Origin of the sequence: Cognatiyoonia sediminum (genome assembly GCF_900129845.1) — a bacterium.
Lineage (GTDB): Bacteria > Pseudomonadota > Alphaproteobacteria > Rhodobacterales > Rhodobacteraceae > Cognatiyoonia > Cognatiyoonia sediminum.
In genome coordinates this window covers 770,597-788,865 of sequence record NZ_FQXB01000001.1, presented here as the reverse complement: position 1 = coordinate 788,865, position 18,269 = coordinate 770,597, and the positions used below count along the sequence as shown (strand labels likewise).

16 protein-coding genes and 1 tRNA gene are annotated in these 18,269 nt (G+C 54.0%); 14 read left to right on the top strand and 3 right to left on the bottom strand.

The annotated features are described in order from the left end of the window. The first annotated feature begins 3 nt into the window (after positions 1–3). The 14 genes from BUA85_RS03930 to mdoH all read left to right on the top strand — a co-directional run bounded on the left by BUA85_RS03930 (position 4) and on the right by mdoH (position 16,715). The gene (locus tag BUA85_RS03930; protein ID WP_072899473.1) at positions 4–444 is read left to right on the top strand and encodes a TrgA family protein; all 441 of its coding nucleotides are present in this window, start codon (positions 4–6) and stop codon (positions 442–444) included. A 119-nt stretch (positions 445–563) separates the two neighbouring features. Next, positions 564–1,598 carry a cysteine synthase A gene (locus tag BUA85_RS03925; protein WP_072899472.1) on the top strand — a complete coding sequence of 345 codons (1,035 nt, stop codon included), beginning with the start codon at positions 564–566 and terminating at the stop codon, positions 1,596–1,598. Position 1,599: 1 nt separating this feature from the next. Beyond that, a complete protein-coding gene (locus BUA85_RS03920) occupies positions 1,600–3,984 on the top strand; it encodes a DUF3772 domain-containing protein (RefSeq protein WP_072899471.1) in 2,385 nt (794 codons plus the stop codon). Between the two features lies 1 nt (position 3,985). Continuing rightward, complete coding sequence (locus BUA85_RS03915; protein ID WP_072899470.1) at positions 3,986–4,702, top strand: alanyl-tRNA editing protein; 717 nt, start codon at positions 3,986–3,988, stop codon at positions 4,700–4,702. Beyond that, the gene (locus BUA85_RS03910) at positions 4,699–5,313 is read left to right on the top strand and encodes a M35 family metallo-endopeptidase (RefSeq protein WP_072899469.1); all 615 of its coding nucleotides are present in this window, start codon (positions 4,699–4,701) and stop codon (positions 5,311–5,313) included. Before BUA85_RS03915 ends, BUA85_RS03910 begins: the two co-directional genes overlap by 4 nt. A gap of 100 nt (positions 5,314–5,413) precedes the next feature. Next, a tRNA-Ser gene (locus BUA85_RS03905) sits at positions 5,414–5,503 on the top strand. 136 nt (positions 5,504–5,639) lie between these two features. Then, a complete protein-coding gene (locus BUA85_RS03900) occupies positions 5,640–6,629 on the top strand; it encodes an NADPH:quinone reductase (protein ID WP_072900400.1) in 990 nt (329 codons plus the stop codon). Between the two features lie 125 nt (positions 6,630–6,754). After that, positions 6,755–7,663, top strand: a complete 909-nt coding sequence (locus tag BUA85_RS03895; protein ID WP_072899468.1) for a hypothetical protein — start codon at positions 6,755–6,757, stop codon at positions 7,661–7,663. A 105-nt stretch (positions 7,664–7,768) separates the two neighbouring features. Continuing rightward, positions 7,769–9,367: a thiamine pyrophosphate-binding protein gene (locus BUA85_RS03890; RefSeq protein WP_072899467.1), complete on the top strand. Its 1,599-nt coding sequence runs from the start codon at positions 7,769–7,771 to the stop codon at positions 9,365–9,367. Continuing rightward, positions 9,354–10,562 (top strand): CaiB/BaiF CoA transferase family protein, encoded by a 1,209-nt coding sequence (locus BUA85_RS03885; RefSeq protein WP_083526210.1) that lies wholly within the window; start codon positions 9,354–9,356, stop codon positions 10,560–10,562. Before BUA85_RS03890 ends, BUA85_RS03885 begins: the two co-directional genes overlap by 14 nt. A gap of 108 nt (positions 10,563–10,670) precedes the next feature. After that, positions 10,671–12,035, top strand: coding sequence for a tetratricopeptide repeat protein (locus tag BUA85_RS03880; protein ID WP_072899464.1), 1,365 nt, complete (start codon positions 10,671–10,673; stop codon positions 12,033–12,035). A gap of 15 nt (positions 12,036–12,050) precedes the next feature. After that, on the top strand, positions 12,051–13,322 hold the full coding sequence (locus tag BUA85_RS03875; RefSeq protein ID WP_072899462.1) for an OpgC family protein: 1,272 nt from the start codon (positions 12,051–12,053) through the stop codon (positions 13,320–13,322). After that, entirely contained in the window at positions 13,309–14,832 is a 1,524-nt protein-coding gene (locus BUA85_RS03870; RefSeq protein WP_072899460.1) for an OpgD/OpgG family glucan biosynthesis protein, read from the top strand. Before BUA85_RS03875 ends, BUA85_RS03870 begins: the two co-directional genes overlap by 14 nt. Next, the gene (gene mdoH / locus BUA85_RS03865) at positions 14,829–16,715 is read left to right on the top strand and encodes a glucans biosynthesis glucosyltransferase MdoH (RefSeq protein ID WP_072899458.1); all 1,887 of its coding nucleotides are present in this window, start codon (positions 14,829–14,831) and stop codon (positions 16,713–16,715) included. The genes BUA85_RS03870 and mdoH overlap by 4 nt, the downstream gene beginning before the upstream one ends. Here the strand turns inward: mdoH and BUA85_RS03860 are convergent. From BUA85_RS03860 to BUA85_RS03850, 3 genes are read right to left on the bottom strand one after another with little or no spacing between them, the layout of a single operon-like run. Next, entirely contained in the window at positions 16,698–16,994 is a 297-nt protein-coding gene (locus BUA85_RS03860; RefSeq protein ID WP_072899456.1) for a hypothetical protein, read from the bottom strand. The genes mdoH and BUA85_RS03860 overlap by 18 nt on opposite strands. Then, on the bottom strand, positions 16,991–17,821 hold the full coding sequence (locus BUA85_RS03855) for a CE1 family esterase (RefSeq protein WP_072899454.1): 831 nt from the start codon (positions 17,819–17,821) through the stop codon (positions 16,991–16,993). Before BUA85_RS03855 ends, BUA85_RS03860 begins: the two co-directional genes overlap by 4 nt. After that, positions 17,818–18,261 carry a rhodanese-like domain-containing protein gene (locus BUA85_RS03850; RefSeq protein WP_072899452.1) on the bottom strand — a complete coding sequence of 148 codons (444 nt, stop codon included), beginning with the start codon at positions 18,259–18,261 and terminating at the stop codon, positions 17,818–17,820. Before BUA85_RS03850 ends, BUA85_RS03855 begins: the two co-directional genes overlap by 4 nt. Between the last annotated feature and the right edge of the window lie 8 nt (positions 18,262–18,269).

The window sequence follows — 18,269 nt, the reverse complement described above, 5'->3', positions numbered from 1 at the left end:
ATCATGCCAACCACAGGACGTTTGGTCGGTGCCATTTGTTTTGCTGCTTTGGGTCTCTATCTGGGCTATCTTGCTCAAACTTTCTTTGAAGAAGGCCGCATCCCTACGTACTGGTGGCCGCTCTGCGGATTGGCTGGCGCTTGGTCGGGATGGGTTGTCGTTGGAAAACGCGCTGGACGGGGTTATTCGCCTGCGATTGGCAATGGCCTGACGGGAACCGCAACACTCATTTTTTGGATTTTGTTCATCATGTCTTTCGTGGACATGATCGAAAAGTCGTTTCGGCGGTCGTATGATGATCCTCTAGAGGCTCTTGTAGACGTCTTTCAGCTGGGAATTGAGCACGCTGTTCGATTGGGGCAGATGGACGTTATCGTAACTGCTCTTGTTGGTGGCGTGTTGGCGGGGATCGTAACAGAATTTTTTGGGCGTCGTTTCGCTTAGGACATCATTTTTGGTGCATGAACTCGGCATTCGAATTGATTTTCTAAGGTGCCCGATGGCTTGAGTTTAAAGACGTCGGCGCATAGAGAAGTCGGGAAAAGAGCAGGGGCAGGAAAGTCATGGCAATCAGATCAGATTTGGCAGATGCGGTTGGAAATACACCGCTCATCAAATTGCGCGCCGCTTCTGAGCAAACCGGGTGTGAAATTCTCGGCAAAGCAGAGTTTTTGAACCCCGGGCAATCCGTCAAGGATCGCGCCGCCCTTTTTATCATTCGTGACGCAATCGCGAAGGGTAAGTTGAAACCGGGCGGTACAATCGTTGAGGGAACAGCTGGAAACACCGGCATTGGTTTGGCCCTGGTTGGCGCGTCGATGGGGTTCAAAACAGTAATCGTGATCCCGGAAACTCAGTCCGAAGAGAAAAAGGATATGATCCGTCTTGCCGGTGCTGAATTGGTTCAAGTGCCGGCGAAACCCTATCGCGATCCGAACAACTACATCCGCTATTCGATGCGGTTGGCGGAAGAGTTGAACAAGACCGCGCCGAACGGTGCGATTTGGGCGAACCAGTTCGACAATACAGCAAATAGGCAGGCTCATATTGAAACGACAGGCCCTGAAATTTGGGAACAAACCGGTGGCAAAATTGATGGGTTTATCTGTGCGGCAGGGTCCGGCGGAACTGTTGCTGGTATGGCGGCGGCACTTCAGCCCAAAGGTGTTAAGGTTGGCTTGGCCGACCCCGATGGCGCGGCGCTTCATAGCTACTACACGACTGGGGAGTTGAGCTCGTCCGGTGGGTCCATCACTGAAGGCATTGGGCAGGGGCGGATCACGGCCAATTTGGAAGGGTTCACTCCTGACTATTGCTACAACGTTCCGGATCGAGAAGCGGTTGAGATCGTTTTTGACCTTCTCGAAAACGAAGGTCTGGTGATGGGCGGATCAACGGGGATCAACATCGCCGGAGCCATTCGGATGGCAAAGGACATGGGACCCGGACATACGATCGTGACCATCTTGTGCGACTACGGCACCCGCTATCAATCAAAGCTCTTCAATGCTGATTTCTTGCGCAGTAAAGACTTACCTGTGCCAAAGTTCCTCGACCGCGCACCTGCCGATCTTCCGGTGATGTTTGAGGACAACTGATATGGGGGCCATGTTCAGGATTTTCCTGACCATCGCGGTCCTCAGTTTTGCGCTTCCTAGCTTTGCGCAGGAAGAAACAACTTCCGTGCCTGAAACGCCTGTCGATGACGGGGCCGCAATCGCAACTGCGATTGAAGACTCCGACCTGACAGACGGTGAGAAGGCCGCTGTGGCTTGGTCGATTGTGGCAAACGCAGCCGAAGAGATCGTGAAGAGAGAAGATGCTTCGCCATTTGCGCTGAACAGATTCCGCATTCAATTGCTAGAGTGGCGGGATGCGTTTCTAAGCCGGCAGGGCATCAACGCTGAACGCATTGCGACGCTTGATGCGCAGATCGCAGCACTAGGCCCTGATCCGGCAAGCGACGAAACCCTGCCCGCTGAAGCGCCGGAGATCACTGAACGTCGTGCGGCGCTGCAGGAACAACGAGCCGAACTTGCAGCCCCAGCTCAATTGGCAGCCGAAGGGCTGGCACAAGCGAATGGCCTTATCTTGGAATTGGATCATCGCATTTCTCAGATCGAACGCGAGGAACTGACAACGCGAGGGCCAACTCCGCTTAACCCGATCTATTGGGGCCCGGCGGTCGCGTCCTTGACAGAAAGCGTGACGAATTGGGGTAAGGAGGGCAGCGCTGGATTTTTCGCGCGTCTGCGCAATGGCTCTTTAGAACGTGTTCTACCGGGCGCGATCTTACTGATTGGCGTCGCCCTATGGATTGCATTCAAATCGAGAGGTTGGCTGGCATCATGGCGCGACTCCGTTGTAGCAACCCAATCTCGTTGGAAGCCTATTCAGGATTTTTTCCTCGAATTTTTCAAACTGGCGTTGCCATTGCTAGCTTTGACCTTGTTTGTGTATGGCATTCGCCGCCTTGGTATTTTTGGCGTCGTGGGCAATCCCATACTCATTGCTCTCGCCTCAGCGGCGACAATCACGATATTCGCGCGCTGGCTTGGTTCTGAGTTTTTTCCGACGGGTGAAGAAACGGGGCCTCTTAATTATGCGGAGGAAGACCGTGCTATCTTCCGAAGGCTGACATTTCTACTTGGCCTGGGGATCGCGGGCCTCACAGTTTTCGAAGTCCTGATGTCAACGGCGGATGCCGAAAACATCTCAATTGGTGTCATCCTATTCCCTATCAATTTCTTGGCAGCCATTGCGCTGTTTCGATTTGGCCGGAAATTGCGGGACACAAAGCAGATCACAGAAAAAGAAGAAATCACGGGCGGCATTCGACGCTATGTTGGGTTCTTGTGTATGTTGGTCGCGATCGCGGTGCCGCTACTGATCGCCGCGGGTTTTTCGTTGGCGTCAAACGCGTTGTTCCGACCGTTCGTACTGTCCTTGGCGCTGGTTGGGTTTATGATGCTTTTGCATGTTCAGATCAGCAGAAGTTGGTCATTGTATAGAGGACGCACCGAAGATCAGTCCGATGCGCTGGCACCAGTCCTCATCGGCTTTGTCCTGACGTTGGTCACCCTACCGCTCCTTGCGCTTGTCTGGGGCGCGAGCTCATCTGATTTGGCGGAATGGTGGGGCAGATTCCAGAGCGGTATCACGGTCGGTGATACAACAATCTCTCCTTCAGAGTTCGTATCTTTCGTTCTGGTCTTCATCATCGGTTATGTGATCACCGGCTTTGTTCAGTCATTCCTGAAATCGACCATCTTACCGCGGACCAGCATCGACATTGGTGGTCGGAACGCTATCCTCGCTGGCGTTGGATATGTAGGTGTGATGCTCTCGGCCATTTTCGCGATCAATAGCGCCGGAATTGATTTGACCAGCATTGCACTCGTTGCGGGTGCCTTATCGGTCGGTATCGGTTTTGGTTTGCAAAATATCGTCTCCAACTTTGTCTCCGGCATCATCCTTTTGATCGAACGCCCCGTAAGCGAGGGCGACTGGATCGAAGTAAATGGTCACACAGGTTATGTTCGACGGATTTCTGTCAGAAGCACGCAGATCGAAACCTTTGATCGGACAGATGTCATCATACCAAACGCGGATCTTGCCAGTGGCGCAGTCACGAACTGGACACGCGGCAACTCCGTTGGCCGCGTGATCATTCCTGTCGGCGTGGCCTACGGAAGTGATCCTGAGAAGGTGATGGAGATCCTCAAAGACGTGGCGATGAAGCATCCAATGGTGCTGCATTATCCTGAGCCATCCGTTCTCTTCATGAGCTTCGGCGATAGTTCTTTGGACTTTGAGGTTCGAGCGATCCTCAGAGACGTCAATTTCATTCTTTCTGTGCAGTCAGAGATGAACATGGAGATATCCAAGCGCTTCGAAGAAGAAGGGATCGAAATCCCATTCCCACAGCGCGATCTATGGGTCCGTAACGTACAAGATCTGACCGGAGTCGAAAAGGAGAAGTAAAATGACGACGCCTCTTTTTCGAGATGACGCGTATCTTCGTGATGCACCAGGCACAGTATTGTCGCGCACAGAAGAAGGCGGGATCATTTTGGATCAATCGGTCTTTTATCCAACATCGGGCGGCCAACCGGGCGATAGCGGGCGACTGACGTGGGACGGCGGCGAGATTGAAATTGCCACGGCGATAAAGGGAGAGGGGGAAGAGATTATCTTGGTTCCTTCGGAGCCCGTGAACCTGCCTCCAGTTGATACTCAAGTAAACCAATCCATCGATTGGGACCGAAGGTATCGCCACATGCGTGTTCACACCGCGTTGCATCTTTTGTCAGTCGTGATCCCATTGCCAGTGACAGGCGGATCAATCTCGACCGAAAAGGGGCGTCTGGATTTTGATATGCCGACCGCGCCAGAAAACAAAGATGTTTTGAACGATACCTTAAATCGTCTCATCGCCTGCAAATTCCCCGTGACCGAAGAATGGATCACAGAAGAGGAATTGGATGCCCAACCGACCCTCGTCAAAACAATGTCTGTCCAACCGCCTCGGGGTGCCGGGCGCATTCGGTTGGTTCGGATTGGCGAAGGTGAAAATACAGCCGATCTTCAACCTTGTGGCGGAACCCATGTCTTTAACACCGATGAGATAGGCACGGTCCGCATCGGGAAAATCGAGAAGAAGGGGCGTCAAAACCGACGCGTCCATTTGTTCCTCGAATGATCGCAAGGGTCGCCTGTCTCGCATTTTTTGCTTTCGTCGTTATGGCAACGTCTGCCAGTGCTCGAATGGAAGGCTGTACGAAGGATCAAGAGGCGACGATCAAAGCAGCGGTCGCTGACGCTAAACGACTTGTTACAACAGCGGCTGCGAATGTAGGCGAAAACGAAATTTTCGAGAGATGGTTCGGCAAATACTCTCCGGCTTCTGGCGAGATTGTTCGAGCCAATCTCAAAAGCATTGCCTCGGGATTGCGGACTGGCGCCGTTACAGCGCGCTGTGCACGAGTGAGCCCACAGGACTGCGAGGTAGGCACCTACGCCTACGTTTATGGCGATGAGGCTTACCATATCAACATCTGCCCAGCGTTCTTCAGGCAGCCCCTGATGTCGTTCCTTCGGCCCGGTACAGAACGCAGCGATAATGGATCAAAGGCTGGGACAATCGTCCATGAGATCAGTCATTTCGCTGTTGTGGCAAGCACCGAGGATCACTGTTATTCAAGGTCACTTTGTCAGGACATGGCAGAAAGATCACCTGCGCGAGCCCTCGAAAATGCTGACAGTTATCAGTACTATGTTGAAGACGTGACGCATTTCGCAGATCAGGAGTGAGCTTCAGTGCTCGGCATCGGCGAAACTTGAGAAACCGATTCAAACGTGCATCAGAAGCCCTTGCAACACATCAAAAGCGCCGCTAAAGACAGCGCTACGCGGACAGGTGGCCGAGTGGTCGAAGGCGCACGCCTGGAAAGTGTGTAGGCGGGAAACCGTCTCCAGGGTTCGAATCCCTGTCTGTCCGCCACTTCCACAATAGCCATGACATTTGGTCGTTGCGGATTGTTTCTTCATCTTCGGAGAATGGCAGCTCGATCAAAACCAAATTGGTTTCGTCTGGTGTCAAACTTCGCTACGACTTTTCCGAACAGTTGGAGTTAGACATGCGCGCGGTAACCTACTCACAATTCGGCTCAGCGGCGGAAGTACTCAACCTCTCTGCGCTGTCGAAGCCTTCACCGGCAGAGGGGGAAGTACTGGTTCGTCTTTCAATTTCTGCTGTAAATCCGTCGGATGTTAAAGCTCGCGCGGGCGGTCGTCCGGGCGTATTAAAGCCGCCATTCCCTACGATCATTCCACACAGCGACGGTGCAGGTGTCATCGAAGCTGTTGGCGAGGGCGTTGACAAAAGTCGCATCGGCGAACGTGTTTGGATTTGGAACGGTCAGTGGAAACGTGCCTTTGGAACTGCAGCGGACTATATAGCGCTTCCATCGGAACAGGCTGTGCCACTGCCTCAAGAGACCTCCTTTGAAGAAGGGGCAATTCTAGGCATTCCAGCGCTAACTGCGACGCATGCGGTTCTTGGCGGCGGTTCGGTTGACGGCAAAACGCTTTTGGTGAGTGGTGGCGCTGGGACGGTAGGGTATCTCGCTGTTCAGGCCGCGAAGGCGTCCGGCGCTCAGGTGATCGCAACAGCCAGAGGATCAAAAGGTTTGGATGCGGCCAAAGGGGCCGGGGCCGACTTTGTGTTCGACTATTCTGATCCCGATTTAGCGACAAAAATACTGGATGCGACGAACGGCGACTTAGTAGATCGAATTGTCGAAGTTGAATTCGGGAAAAACGCTCAGACCAATGCATCAGTCATCGCTGAAGGTGGAACCATAGCTGCCTTTGGGTCCGCCAAGGAAACGGAACCCGTACTGCCTTTCTATCCTTTGATGTTCAAAGCTGTGACGCTAGATTTGGTTCTTGTCTACCTGCTCAACAGTGCTGAGCGTCTGGCTGCGATCAACAATCTGACTAACCTGCTTGAACAAAAAGCACTTAAATTTCGAATTGCCGAAACTCTACCACTGGAGGACTGCGCCAAGGCCCATGACCTTGTTGCGGACGGAGCAAGGGAAGGGTCTGTGTTGCTGAGGATTTGACCAGGATCTTCACTCAATCACCTTTGTAACTTAACCCCACAAAAAGGTTAATTGTTGTTTCATTGCTGAAGGTCATACTGTCCCTCGACCGCGCGATTAGCGCCAAATGACTTTGGAAGGCGTGAATGACAGTTTTTGCCGCTCCCTTAAGGGCGATTGTTGCCAGTGTCTTGCTTTCCCTAAGCGCTTACGCAGAAGGCTTTGAATCGCCAGAAATCCTAATCCTAGGTGACAGCCAATTGCCGTTTGGGTCTGGACCGGCCTTTGTCGAATTCTTTTCTGATTTGGCAACGTCCTGCAATGCGACGCCAGAGCAATTGCACGAGCTGGAAAAACTGGGCGAAAGTCGCGTAGCAGCGATCGGTGTCCGGTCAACGTCCTTGCCAACCTGGATGACACGTAGTCGACGCGGAAAATCTGCGCTTTGCGATGTTGATCCGAATTGGCGGGTGAATGCTGGGTCCTTCGGCGTGATCAACACAACCGAAAACAAATATGTTCAGATCGGTCGGGGCGAAGCTTATCAATTTTGCGCACCTAACCAAACTGCCTTCGAGACCATGTTTCGCGACGATTATTATACGCCGAAGATCACTTTGATGACGTTCCTTGGCAATTCGTCTCGTCGTTGGGCCAATAGTCTAGACCGCGCTATCGAAGACATTGAAAAGCTGAACGGCCAATTGCCTGAAGGCATGGGGTGCATCTTTATGACGACCCAGCCTGCGTATAGGGAAAGCATTGTCGAAATGCGGCGTAAGGCTCAGGAAAACCTAGAGTTGGCGTTTGAAGTGACAGGCAGCCAGTGCAGTTTTGTCTCTGGTGCGACGGAGGCGACGATTGCCTCGCATCAAGGTAATGCCTCTTTCTTCCGGCGTCGGTCCAATGGGTCGGTCAAAGACCCTTATCATCCAAATGAAAATGCGGCCTCGGTCTTTTTTGACTTAGAGCGAGACGCCATTTGTTCCGCTGTTTTCGATCAACTCGAAGGCGTCATGCCGATGGAGGCGATGACCGCTCAAGTCCTACCTTAGTTAAATTCTTTGGCTGGCTCGTATTGCACCTGACGATTTCGTGGGGTGACTTGAACGCGCACCTTGCTTGGTGCAGGAAGCTCCAAACAATGGATTGGATCGATCATGCGCGCAGCTGATGTTATTGCCAAACGGCTTTATGAACAGGGATGCAGGTGGGCCTTTGGTATGCCAGGGGGGGAAGTTCTGACCCTTCTGGATGCACTCGACAAAGCTGGGATCACCTTTGTGATGTGCCGCCATGAAAACGCGGCCGGCTTTATGGCAGAAGCCACCTATCATCGCACCGGCGCACCCGGTATTTTGCTTGCTACGGTTGGGCCGGGGGCGCTGAACGGTATCAATGTGGTCGAAAACGCGCGGCAAGATCGCGTGCCGATGATCGTTTTGACTGGCTGCGTTGATGCGCATACGGCGCAGATCTACACCCATCAGGTGCTGGATCAGCCTCAGGTGTTCCGTCCGATCACGAAAGAAAGCTTCACCCTAAATGCCCGCGCGGCGCATGTGATGATCGACAAAGCCATCGGCATCGCAACAGAGGGCCGCCCCGGTCCGGTGCATATCGATGTGCCCATTTCTGTCGCGGATGCCGAGGCGACGGGCGAAGGTATCTTGCGCCCTGATGCCTTGCCCGTGGTGGCTACCGGCCCTCTGATGGATGATGTGAAAGCCCGATTGGCAGCGGCAAAACGCCCTTTGATTATCGCAGGATTGGACGTCTCGTCAGATGCAGGCGCTGCGGCTGTGACGCGGGCGGCGGAAGCGCTGCAAGCACCGGTGATCACCAGCTATAAGGCCAAAGGCCTAATCCCTGAAAGCCATGGCCTAGCTCTTGGCGGCGCGGGTCTATCGCCAAAGGCCGATACGATACTTTTGCCTCTGATTGAACAGGCCGATGTGATCCTGTGTATCGGCTATGACCCGATCGAAATGCGGCCAGGGTGGACGGATCCTTGGGATCCCAAGACGCAAACCATCATCGATGTGACAGCCGTGTCGAACACGCACTACATGCACCAAGCAACGCATAATATCGTCGGCGACCCCGTAGAAACGGTCAATGCGTTGCTGCCGGACAACCGCCTATCCGGCTGGGATACCAACGCAGTAGTAGAAGCCAAGCGCGCCATCACCGCTGCCTTTGCCCCGTCGGAACACTGGGGTCCGGGACAGGCGATCGCCATCTGCCAAGAGGTTCTGCCCGATGATACGCTAATCACCGCCGACAGTGGCGCGCATCGCATCCTGCTCAGCCAAATGTGGAACTGCGGTTTCCCACGGGCGCTGACTCAATCGTCTGGCTTTTGTACCATGGGATGCGCCGTGCCGCTGGCTATGGGGGCAAAGCTCGTTGACCCAGATCGGACAGTTGTGTCCTTCTCCGGCGACGCAGGCTTTTTGATGGTGGTTGGCGAATTGGCCACCGCCGCGGAACAAAAGATCGCGCCGATCTTTGTCGTGTTTGTTGATGCGTCTCTTGCTCTTATCGAATTGAAACAGCGCGGACGTCAGATGAAAAACGTCGGTGTGGACTTTGATCGCACAGATGTCGCCGCCGTTGGCCGCGCCTTTGGTGGTAATGGTGTGTCTGTTTCAGACGCAGACGCATTGCGGGGCGCTTTAGCACAGGCCGTAGAGGCCGATACCTTCACCGTGATCGCCGTCGAGATAGATAAGCGAGCCTATGATGGCACATTCTAACTCGCCAAAAGCCCTCGATGGTATTCTCGTTCTAGATCTATCACGCATCCTCGCAGGGCCAACTGCTACGCAAATGCTCGGTGATCTCGGCGCCACCGTGATCAAGATCGAAAATCCCAAGACGGGTGGGGATGACACCCGCCGCTGGGGGCCGCCCTATGTTGACACACCAGACGGACAATCAGACCTCAGCGCCTATTTCTTATCCGCCAACAGGAACAAGTTCTCAGTGGCGGCGGACTTGTCCACTCCGGAAGGTCAGGCACTGGTGAAAGAGATCGCGAGCCAAGCCGATATTCTGGTCGAAAACTACAAAACCGGCGGCTTGGCGAAATACGGGTTGGATTACGACAGCCTCAGCGCCTTAAACCCTGCGTTGGTCTATTGCTCGATCTCGGGCTTTGGCCAGACCGGGCCAAACAAACACTTGCCTGGCTATGACCTGATGGCCCAGGGCTACGGTGGCATCATGTCTATCACGGGTGAGCCTGAGGGTGCACCGATGAAGGTCGGCGTTGGCATCGCGGATGTGATGTGCGGCATGTATGCCTCCATCGGTATTCTCGCAGCTTTGCGACACGCCGAGGCTACGGGCGAAGGCCAGCAGATTGATCTCGCTTTGGTCGATAGCCAGATGGCATGGCTGATCAATGAAGGGACGAACACGCTCGCCTCGGGTAAAGCTCCGAAACGCCGCGGCAACGGGCATCCCAACATTGTGCCATACGATGTCTTCGCGACGTTAGACGGCCACATCATTCTAGCCGTAGGAAATGACCGGCAATTCGAATCTCTCTGTGGCGCTTTAGGGCGCACTGACTTGGCTGAAGACCCTGATTTTACAACTAATCCGCTTAGGATTTCGCACCGTGATCGCCTCACAGCGGAAATCTCTGTAACATTTTCTGGTAAAACGTCAGACAACATTCTCAAATCATTACATGACGTTGGCGTGCCAGCTGGTCCGATTCACAAAATTGATGAAGCGCTCAGCTCTGATCAGGCAGAAGCTCGCGGTGGTGTTGTGCAAATTGAGGCAGCAACATCGACGGGATACGTTGAACTTCTGGGCAATCCGCTGAAATTCTCCAAAACACCCGTGAGTTATGGCAAAGCTCCGCCGAGGTTTGGCGAGGATACAGATAAGCTTGACCAGTTGCTTACCGATCGAAATGTGTCAAAGAGTTCACGATAAATCCAAGTCCAATCACATTTTCGAGTGGTAACGCGGTGGTGAGAGGTATCAAGGCGCAACCTAATTTATTTCCGTGCTGTAAATTAAGAGTTAAAACGAGGCGCATTCATGCGAACAGACATTAGCACCTGCCAAGTCAGCTTGGATGACGACACAGCGCTTCAACATTGGAACGGCGTCATTCACGGTGTCCTATGTCACGGGCAAGCGACCGGTGACCACTTGAATGCCTTGTTGGACAGATCCCCTGACTTTGCCATGGGCCACGCCATGAAAGGCCTAGCATGTCTGATGCTGGGTCGACGCGAACTTGTAGAAGTCGCGCAAGGAGCCTGTGACGACGCGTTCAAAAAGCTCGATCTAGGTGGTGCTACAAAGCGCGAACGTCTCTGGTGTGAAGCTCTAGCCGAGTGGCTGGCGTGGAAACCTTCGAACTCTATTGCCAAGATGGAACAGGCGCTTGTTCTAAATCCTGCTGATACGATTAGCATGAAGTTGTCGCATGGCATCCGTTTCATGCTCGGTGATCAAAAAGGCATGTTGTGGTCGATTGAACGTTCGATCATAGCTCACGACGAAAGCCACCCGCTTTACGGCTACGCACTTGGCTGCCGTGCCTTCGCTTTGGAAGAGGTTGGTCGCTACGCCGAAGCTGAACAAATTGGCCGCCGTGGTCTGGATTTCGCCCGTGACGATGCCTGGGGCTTGCACGCCGTTGCGCACGTCTACGACATGACCCATTTGACCGGTCAGGGCATCGCATTGATCGACAATTTCCCTGACGCTTGGTCGCACTGTAACAACTTCCGCTTTCACGTTTGGTGGCACAAAGCCTTGTTGCACCTCGATCAAGGTGAAATTGAAACCGTTCTTGATCTCTACGACACTAAAATTCGCGATGAGAAAACAGATGACTACCGTGATTTCTCGAATGCGAGCTCTTTGCTTCTACGGCTTGAGCTAGAAGGCGTTGATGTTGGCAATCGCTGGGATGAATTGTCCTTGCTTGCTGAAAAACGCTCGAATGACGGCTGCCTTACGTTTGCTGACATGCACTATATGCTGGCCCTGATGGGCAACAAAACAGAGAAAGGCGCTTCACGTCTGACGCGCCACGTCATAGAGACCGCTGAAACCAACGATGATGTAGGGCGCGTAATGCGGACTCCGGGTGTTGATCTGTCAAAAGGCATCGAAGCATTTGGCGAAGCGGACTACGCGACAGCGTTCAACTTCCTCAAAGGCGCGCAACCTCAATTCCAAAGCATGGGTGGCAGCCACGCCCAACGCGACGTGTTTGAGCGCCTGACCATCGAAGCAGGGCTTCGCGCTGGCCGTTTGGAAGATACGGAACAGCTTCTAGGCACTCGTACCGCGTTGCGCGGCAACCAAGAAGACAGTTTCGCGGCCTCTCGCATGGCAAAGATACAAGAGTTGCGGTCGGGTCCGACCCTGTTCACCGCTGCAGAATAGGCGGGTTTTGCCCACATGACTGCTGCTAATACTCCATTGCGCGCCGATCCTTCGGCGATGTCACCGCAGGTGGCTGAGCCGCGACGTGAGCGTGACATCCGTTTGGATTTCTTTCGCGGCATTGCGATGTTTATCATTCTGTTTGCACACACGCCCGGCAATCCTTGGACCTCTTGGATTCCGGCGCGTTGGGGATTTTCAGATGCGACCGAAATGTTCGTCTTCTGCTCTGGTATGGCGAGTGCGATCGCATTCGGCGCTACCTTCGATCGAGCGGGCATGTTTCTAGGCACCGCACGCGTCGGGTATCGCATTTGGCAGGTATACTGGGCGCATGTCGGGCTGTTCTTCGCCACAGCTGCATTGACCGTGTATTTGACCGAGCTCGATATTACGTCTCGGAACTACTGGGGACAGCTAAACCTTTGGATGCTCTTCGTTGAGAGCGAGCACTGGGAAAACCCGAATATATTGCTGAGCTTTATGACACTCCGTTGGGTGCCAAACCTCTTCGACATCTTGCCGATGTATATGGTTATTTTGGCGATGATGCCGGTGGTGATTATTCTCTCAAGGTTACACTTCGGCTTAGTCGTTTTGGCGAGTGTCACGATGTGGGTGTTCGCGCAGCGCAATTTAATGGAACACTTTGGATTGCCATACTTGAATTTCACGGCTGAGCCGTGGGTAGGGAACGACGACTGGCAGAGACGGTGGTTTCTCAACCCGTTTGGGTGGCAGCTGCTCTTCTTCACAGGTTTTGCTTTTATGCGAGGATGGATACCGAAGCCGCCAGTCACAGCTTGGCTTCTTTGCGTCGCGGCATTCATCGTTGTCTTGAATATCCCGTTTTCAAACATCGGTGTCAGAGAGTTTGGCTTTGAATGGGCTCGCGAATGGCGGATGGATCACAGACAGTGGTTTTCCAAAACCGACCACGGCATTTTGCGCTATGTACAGTTCCTTGCGCTCGCATATCTCGCTTGGGTGTTTGCGGGCGACAAAGGCTCTCGCATTCGCGCGGGGACAAGTGCGCTAGGGCGATCTTGGGGCAAAATCCTTGCGATGATTTTGAAGGTTGGACAGCAGTCTCTTGCCGTTTTTGTTGTGTCGATCATTGTTGGTCGTTTGAACGGATTCATATTGGATGTTTTCGATCGCGATGCGGTCGCCGTGACCCTCGTCAACCTGTTTGGAATGGCGGTGTTAGTTGCGACTGCCTACCTCGTTGGCTGGACGAAATCCCAACCTTGGCGCGTTACTGGAGGTTCAAATGTTAAGGCGTGAATTTTTGGCGTTTGTCGCGGCTCTAACGGCATCTCCGGCGCTCTCCCAGGAGGCGGAAAAGAAAGGCCTGCAATTATCAGATGGTGCGGCCTTTGATCCAAACGATGTGTTGGAGATGGCCCGTCGTTTGGCGCAGTCACCTTATGTTGCGCCGACACGCATTCCCGAAGAATGGACCGAAATCGACTATGAAGACTACGTCTCGATCTGGTTTGATGTCCGCAATGCACTTTGGAATGATGAGCCAGACACACCTCTGCGCCTCGATGTCTTTGCGCCGGGTCTTTATTTCCCAGTCCCGATCAATATCTCTGTGGTAGAGGAGGGCATTGCCCAACCGCTCGCATTTGATTTTGATCTTTTTGATAAGACAGACAAATTTCCAGATTTACCCGTGGATGAGACGCTTGGGTATTCCGGTCTAAGGCTCCGGGCTGAGCTTGAAAAGCAAGGCATCTATCAAGAATTCGCTGTCTTTCAGGGTGCGAGCTATTTCCGAGCCATTGGAACAGGTGATATTTACGGCCTGTCTGCCCGTGGGCTTGCGATTGATACGGCTTCTCCGAACGGCGAAGAATTTCCTGATTTCCGCTCTTTCTGGATCGAGAAACCAACCGAAGGTTCCAAAACATTCGTGGTTCATGCGTTGCTTGATAGCCCAAGTGCCGCAGGCGCGTATCGATTTGAGATCACCCATGGGCAACCTCTGGTCATGGACATCACTGCAAATATCTTGCCGCGTCGCGATTTAACGAATGTGGGGATCGCGCCCCTTACCTCGATGTTCCAATATGACCAGACAAACCGGTCTCGTTTTACCGATTGGCGTCCTGCGGTCCACGATAGCGATGGGTTGCTGATCAACAACGGAGCGGGCGAGACCATTTGGCGTCCTCTCGCCAATCCCGTGAACCTCCAAGTCAGCGCCTTTGTCGACAACAACCCCAAAGGCTTTGGTCTGATGCAGCGAGCGCGCGAGTATGGCGACTTTGCTGACCTACAGGCGCACTATCACCGCCGGCCTTGCGCATGGGTTGAACCCATAGGTGAGTGGGGCGAAGGCTCGGTCACGTTGGTTGAAATTCCGACCCCTTCAGAGATTTTCGACAACATCGTTTGTTATTGGCAACCGAATGGCGGGCTTCCTGCGGGTTCCGAGAATACCTTCGAATATCGTCTTACTTGGGGCGATGATGTTGCGCATGGCGAAGGTCTAATCGCGCTCAACACAATGATTGGATCGGGTTTTGACAACGACGGGATCATCGTTGCGATTGACTTCGAAAACGGTCCAACGGTGCCCGAAGACCTGTCCGAGATCGACATCGTTGTCAACGGCAGTGCGGGCAATCCCAGCGGCGGGGTCGTGCAACGCAACCCAGAAACCGGCGGCCCTCGGCTCGCCTTCAAATTCCATCCGAGCGAAGAGAAACTGATCGAATTCCGCGCGCAGCTTTACAAGGCAGGCGCACCGCTGACGGAAGTCTGGCTATATCGGTGGACTGCATGACGAAATACGCCGCCAGCCATATGCCGGAGCGCGCGCCGCTTGAGATGCGTCCGCAGACGTTCCGGCAAACAGCTGCGCCTCGCGTCGCCAGCACAAAGGCGCAGCGAAGCCGATGGCTATGGCGCGCGGCGGCGTTCATCCCTACGCTGATTGTGACGATCGTGATCTGCGTGTCAGTAACTCGTTACCTCGCCCACGGCGGCGTATCTTCAGTTGAAGCGATGGCTGTCGGATTAGTCGGTTTGAGTACGGTCTGGCTGTTCTTTGCGGCGACTACGGCCTGCCTTGGCATGGTCAGCTACGCGTTTCAAACCGATGCCACCAAGTCGGAACGCAACGCTCCTCCACAAAACATCGCATTATTGATGCCAATCTATAACGAGACGCCGCATGACGTCTTCGGCAATGCGTCCGCTATGTTGAGAGAGCTTCAGGGCACCACGGGCGATCGATTTAGTTTGTTCATGTTGAGCGACACCAATGATCCTGAAATCGCGAAGCTTGAGGATCGCGCCTTCTCGATTTTGAGCGCCGAATTTCAATCCGAAGCCTCCGTCTATTATCGCCGCCGCGCTGAGAACACCGACAAGAAAGTGGGCAATATATCCGACTGGATTGAAAACTGTGGCGACGCCTACGATGCTATGTTGATCCTAGATGCGGACAGCTTGATGAGCGGCCGCGCCATCCGTCAACTGGCGGATGCTTTGGCATCGGACCCTGATGCTGGTTTGATTCAAAGCCGACCGGTCTTAATCGGCGCTGAAACGCTCTTTGGCCGTGTCCAACAGTTTTCGAACGCTGTCTATGGATGGTTGGTCGCGGAAGGCATCGCGAGTTGGTCGCAAGGCGAAGGGAATTATTGGGGTCACAACGCCATCATTCGAACCCGTGCATTCGCTGACAGTGCGCGTCTGCCGTATCTGAAGAGCATTCGCGGCAATAATCAGCTGTTTCTGAGCCATGATTTCATCGAAGCGGCGATGCTGCGTAGGGCAGGTTGGCGTGTCAGGCTTTTGCCGCGTGTGGGCGGCTCATATGAAGAAACACCTGTCACGCTCATCGACTACGCGCTGCGAGACAGACGTTGGTGCCTTGGAAACATGCAGCATCTTCGGATTCTAGCGGCGCGCGGGTTTCACCCCATCTCGCGCCTTCATCTATTGCAAGGCGCGCTGGCGTTTCTGATGTCACCAGCATGGCTCGCGGCCTTGGTGCTGTGGTCATTCGTGGGCATGACAGACGAGGGCACAACAACCTACTTCTCAGCGGCCAATCCGCAAACCCCGATTTGGCCCGAGGCCATGACCTATGACATCGGTTGGTTTTTCTTGCTGTTCATCTATGGAATGCTTTTGCTTCCGAAACTGATCGGCGCCACGCTCTATGGTTTGCGAGCAAGAACGCGGGCGGCATATGGTTCTGGTTTGACATATATCGGGACGATTTGTGTCGAGCTGTTTTTGTCTGTGCTCTACGCGCCAGTGATGATGGTCCAACATACAATTGCTACTTTGCGTGCGTTTGTTGGCTGGTCGTTTGATTGGGCTCCCCAAAACCGCAATGGCCGGTCGTATGGCTGGAAGGAAACGCTCCGCTTCCATTGGGTCGAAACGCTTTCCGGTCTCTTGATCTTAGGGGGTGTTGCTAGCGGTCAAGTCTCGCTTTTGATCTTGCCCATTGCCATCAGCTTGGCTGGCGCTGTACCGCTTTCTATGCTCAGCGGGATGCGCGTTTCGAACGCGACTGCCCGTATGCTGCGCCTAGACACGCCAGTATCGCTCAGAGAACCGGCGATTGTTTCAAGCGCGCGTGCGGAACGCGCGAAGTTCAGAGCTTGGGTGAACGAACAGCCAGAGCCCGTCTCAATCGCGGCGGAGTGAATGGCGGTAAACCATCACCGCACCTAAAAGCAAAAGCGGTATTGCAAAAGCACGGTAGGTGATCTGCAAATTGAAGCCGATGTACGAAGCGTAGGAACCGTTAAAGAGGAGCAAGCTTTCTTCGATGCTTGTTCCCTCGAACCCCATTGAGGTGTTGATGCCCGCTTGCACAACGAACAGCAGCAAAGCCCCGCCCAGAAAACCAAATACGCCCCAACGCAATGGGATGATGAAGCCAACCACAAGGGTGAGGACGGATATAAATGAGATGAGGGTCATAGACTTTCGTACCAGTTGATGACCAGATCAGGCCAGCCGTTGGGTATCGTGTGGCCGCCCGGGAAGACGGCGAGTTCAAGTGCAGTATCAGCATCACAACGATCCCAGGCGCGACGCAAGAACGGCCCGTCGGTGACAAAGCGGTCCGCACGTAGATGAACGCATCCGTTTGTTTCCCGCCAGATTTGGAGCGCTTGGAAAATATCTCCCTGGGCAAAGGCATCCGGATCGGTGATTGGAACCCCGTTCACAACACGACCTTCCAAGGGAACGGTTGTATCCGTCCATCCGTGGGTGTGCAGCATTTTGACAGGCCCCTCACATCTATCTGGGTGAGGACGCCAGAAATTACCCCCGATCGGTACGAAAGCCGCGAAGTTGTCGGGTCCCAGACATGCTGCGTAGGCTGTCATCGAGCCACCAATCGAAAATCCACCTAGAATGAAGTCATCGGGGTTGAGATCAAAACGTGTTACGGCATCGGCTTTGACCTCAGCCAAAAAGGCCATCTCGTTCTGTTGTTCGCCTGTTGCGGGATGAAAGCGCCATGTCCGGCCATTGCGGCCTTCTCGCCGAACGCCATCTGGTGCGATCACTGCGAACCCGCGCTCGAGAAAACCGTCGACCATACGTCGATTTCGCAACGCGCCTTTGCCCGAACCGCCCCATCCGTGCAGATAGATCACTGCGCCGTTTGGCTCGTCCGAGGATGGCAGTTCAATATAGTAGTCCCGATCTCCGACAGAACAGGCTGTCTCAGCCGAACAGGCCATGACCTGCGTTGCAAGCAAAGGAATAATGGAAAGCGCGGCTAGAAATCGGATCATGGAGTGGTTACGGGCAATCCGCGTTGGAGCCAGCCGGGGCCCGCGCGAGATCCCAACATACCTTCCGGCACATCAACGATGGAGGCGATGCCAGCCTCTTCGAATAGGCGGGTGACACGAGCTGAGCGCACACCTCGCGCACAAATAACGGCAACGGGTTGTTCTGAATAAGCGCGGGCCGCAAGGACCGCTTCAAGAAAGTCATCTCGCCGCATGTCGATCCCGACGGCACCCTGAGGCAACCCGGTTGTCGCCCATTCGTCTGGTCGGCGGACATCAACGAGGAGAATGTCTCCGGCGATGGCGGCTTCCATCGCTTCAGGAGGTGTCATGACTCGCGCCGTGTCTGCGCGGGCCAAATATTGTGTGCCGATGAGAACTGTCCCACCCGCCAAGGCGACGGCCGCGGAAGTCAGTAATAATCGGCGGGTCAGTTCCATGAACGAAA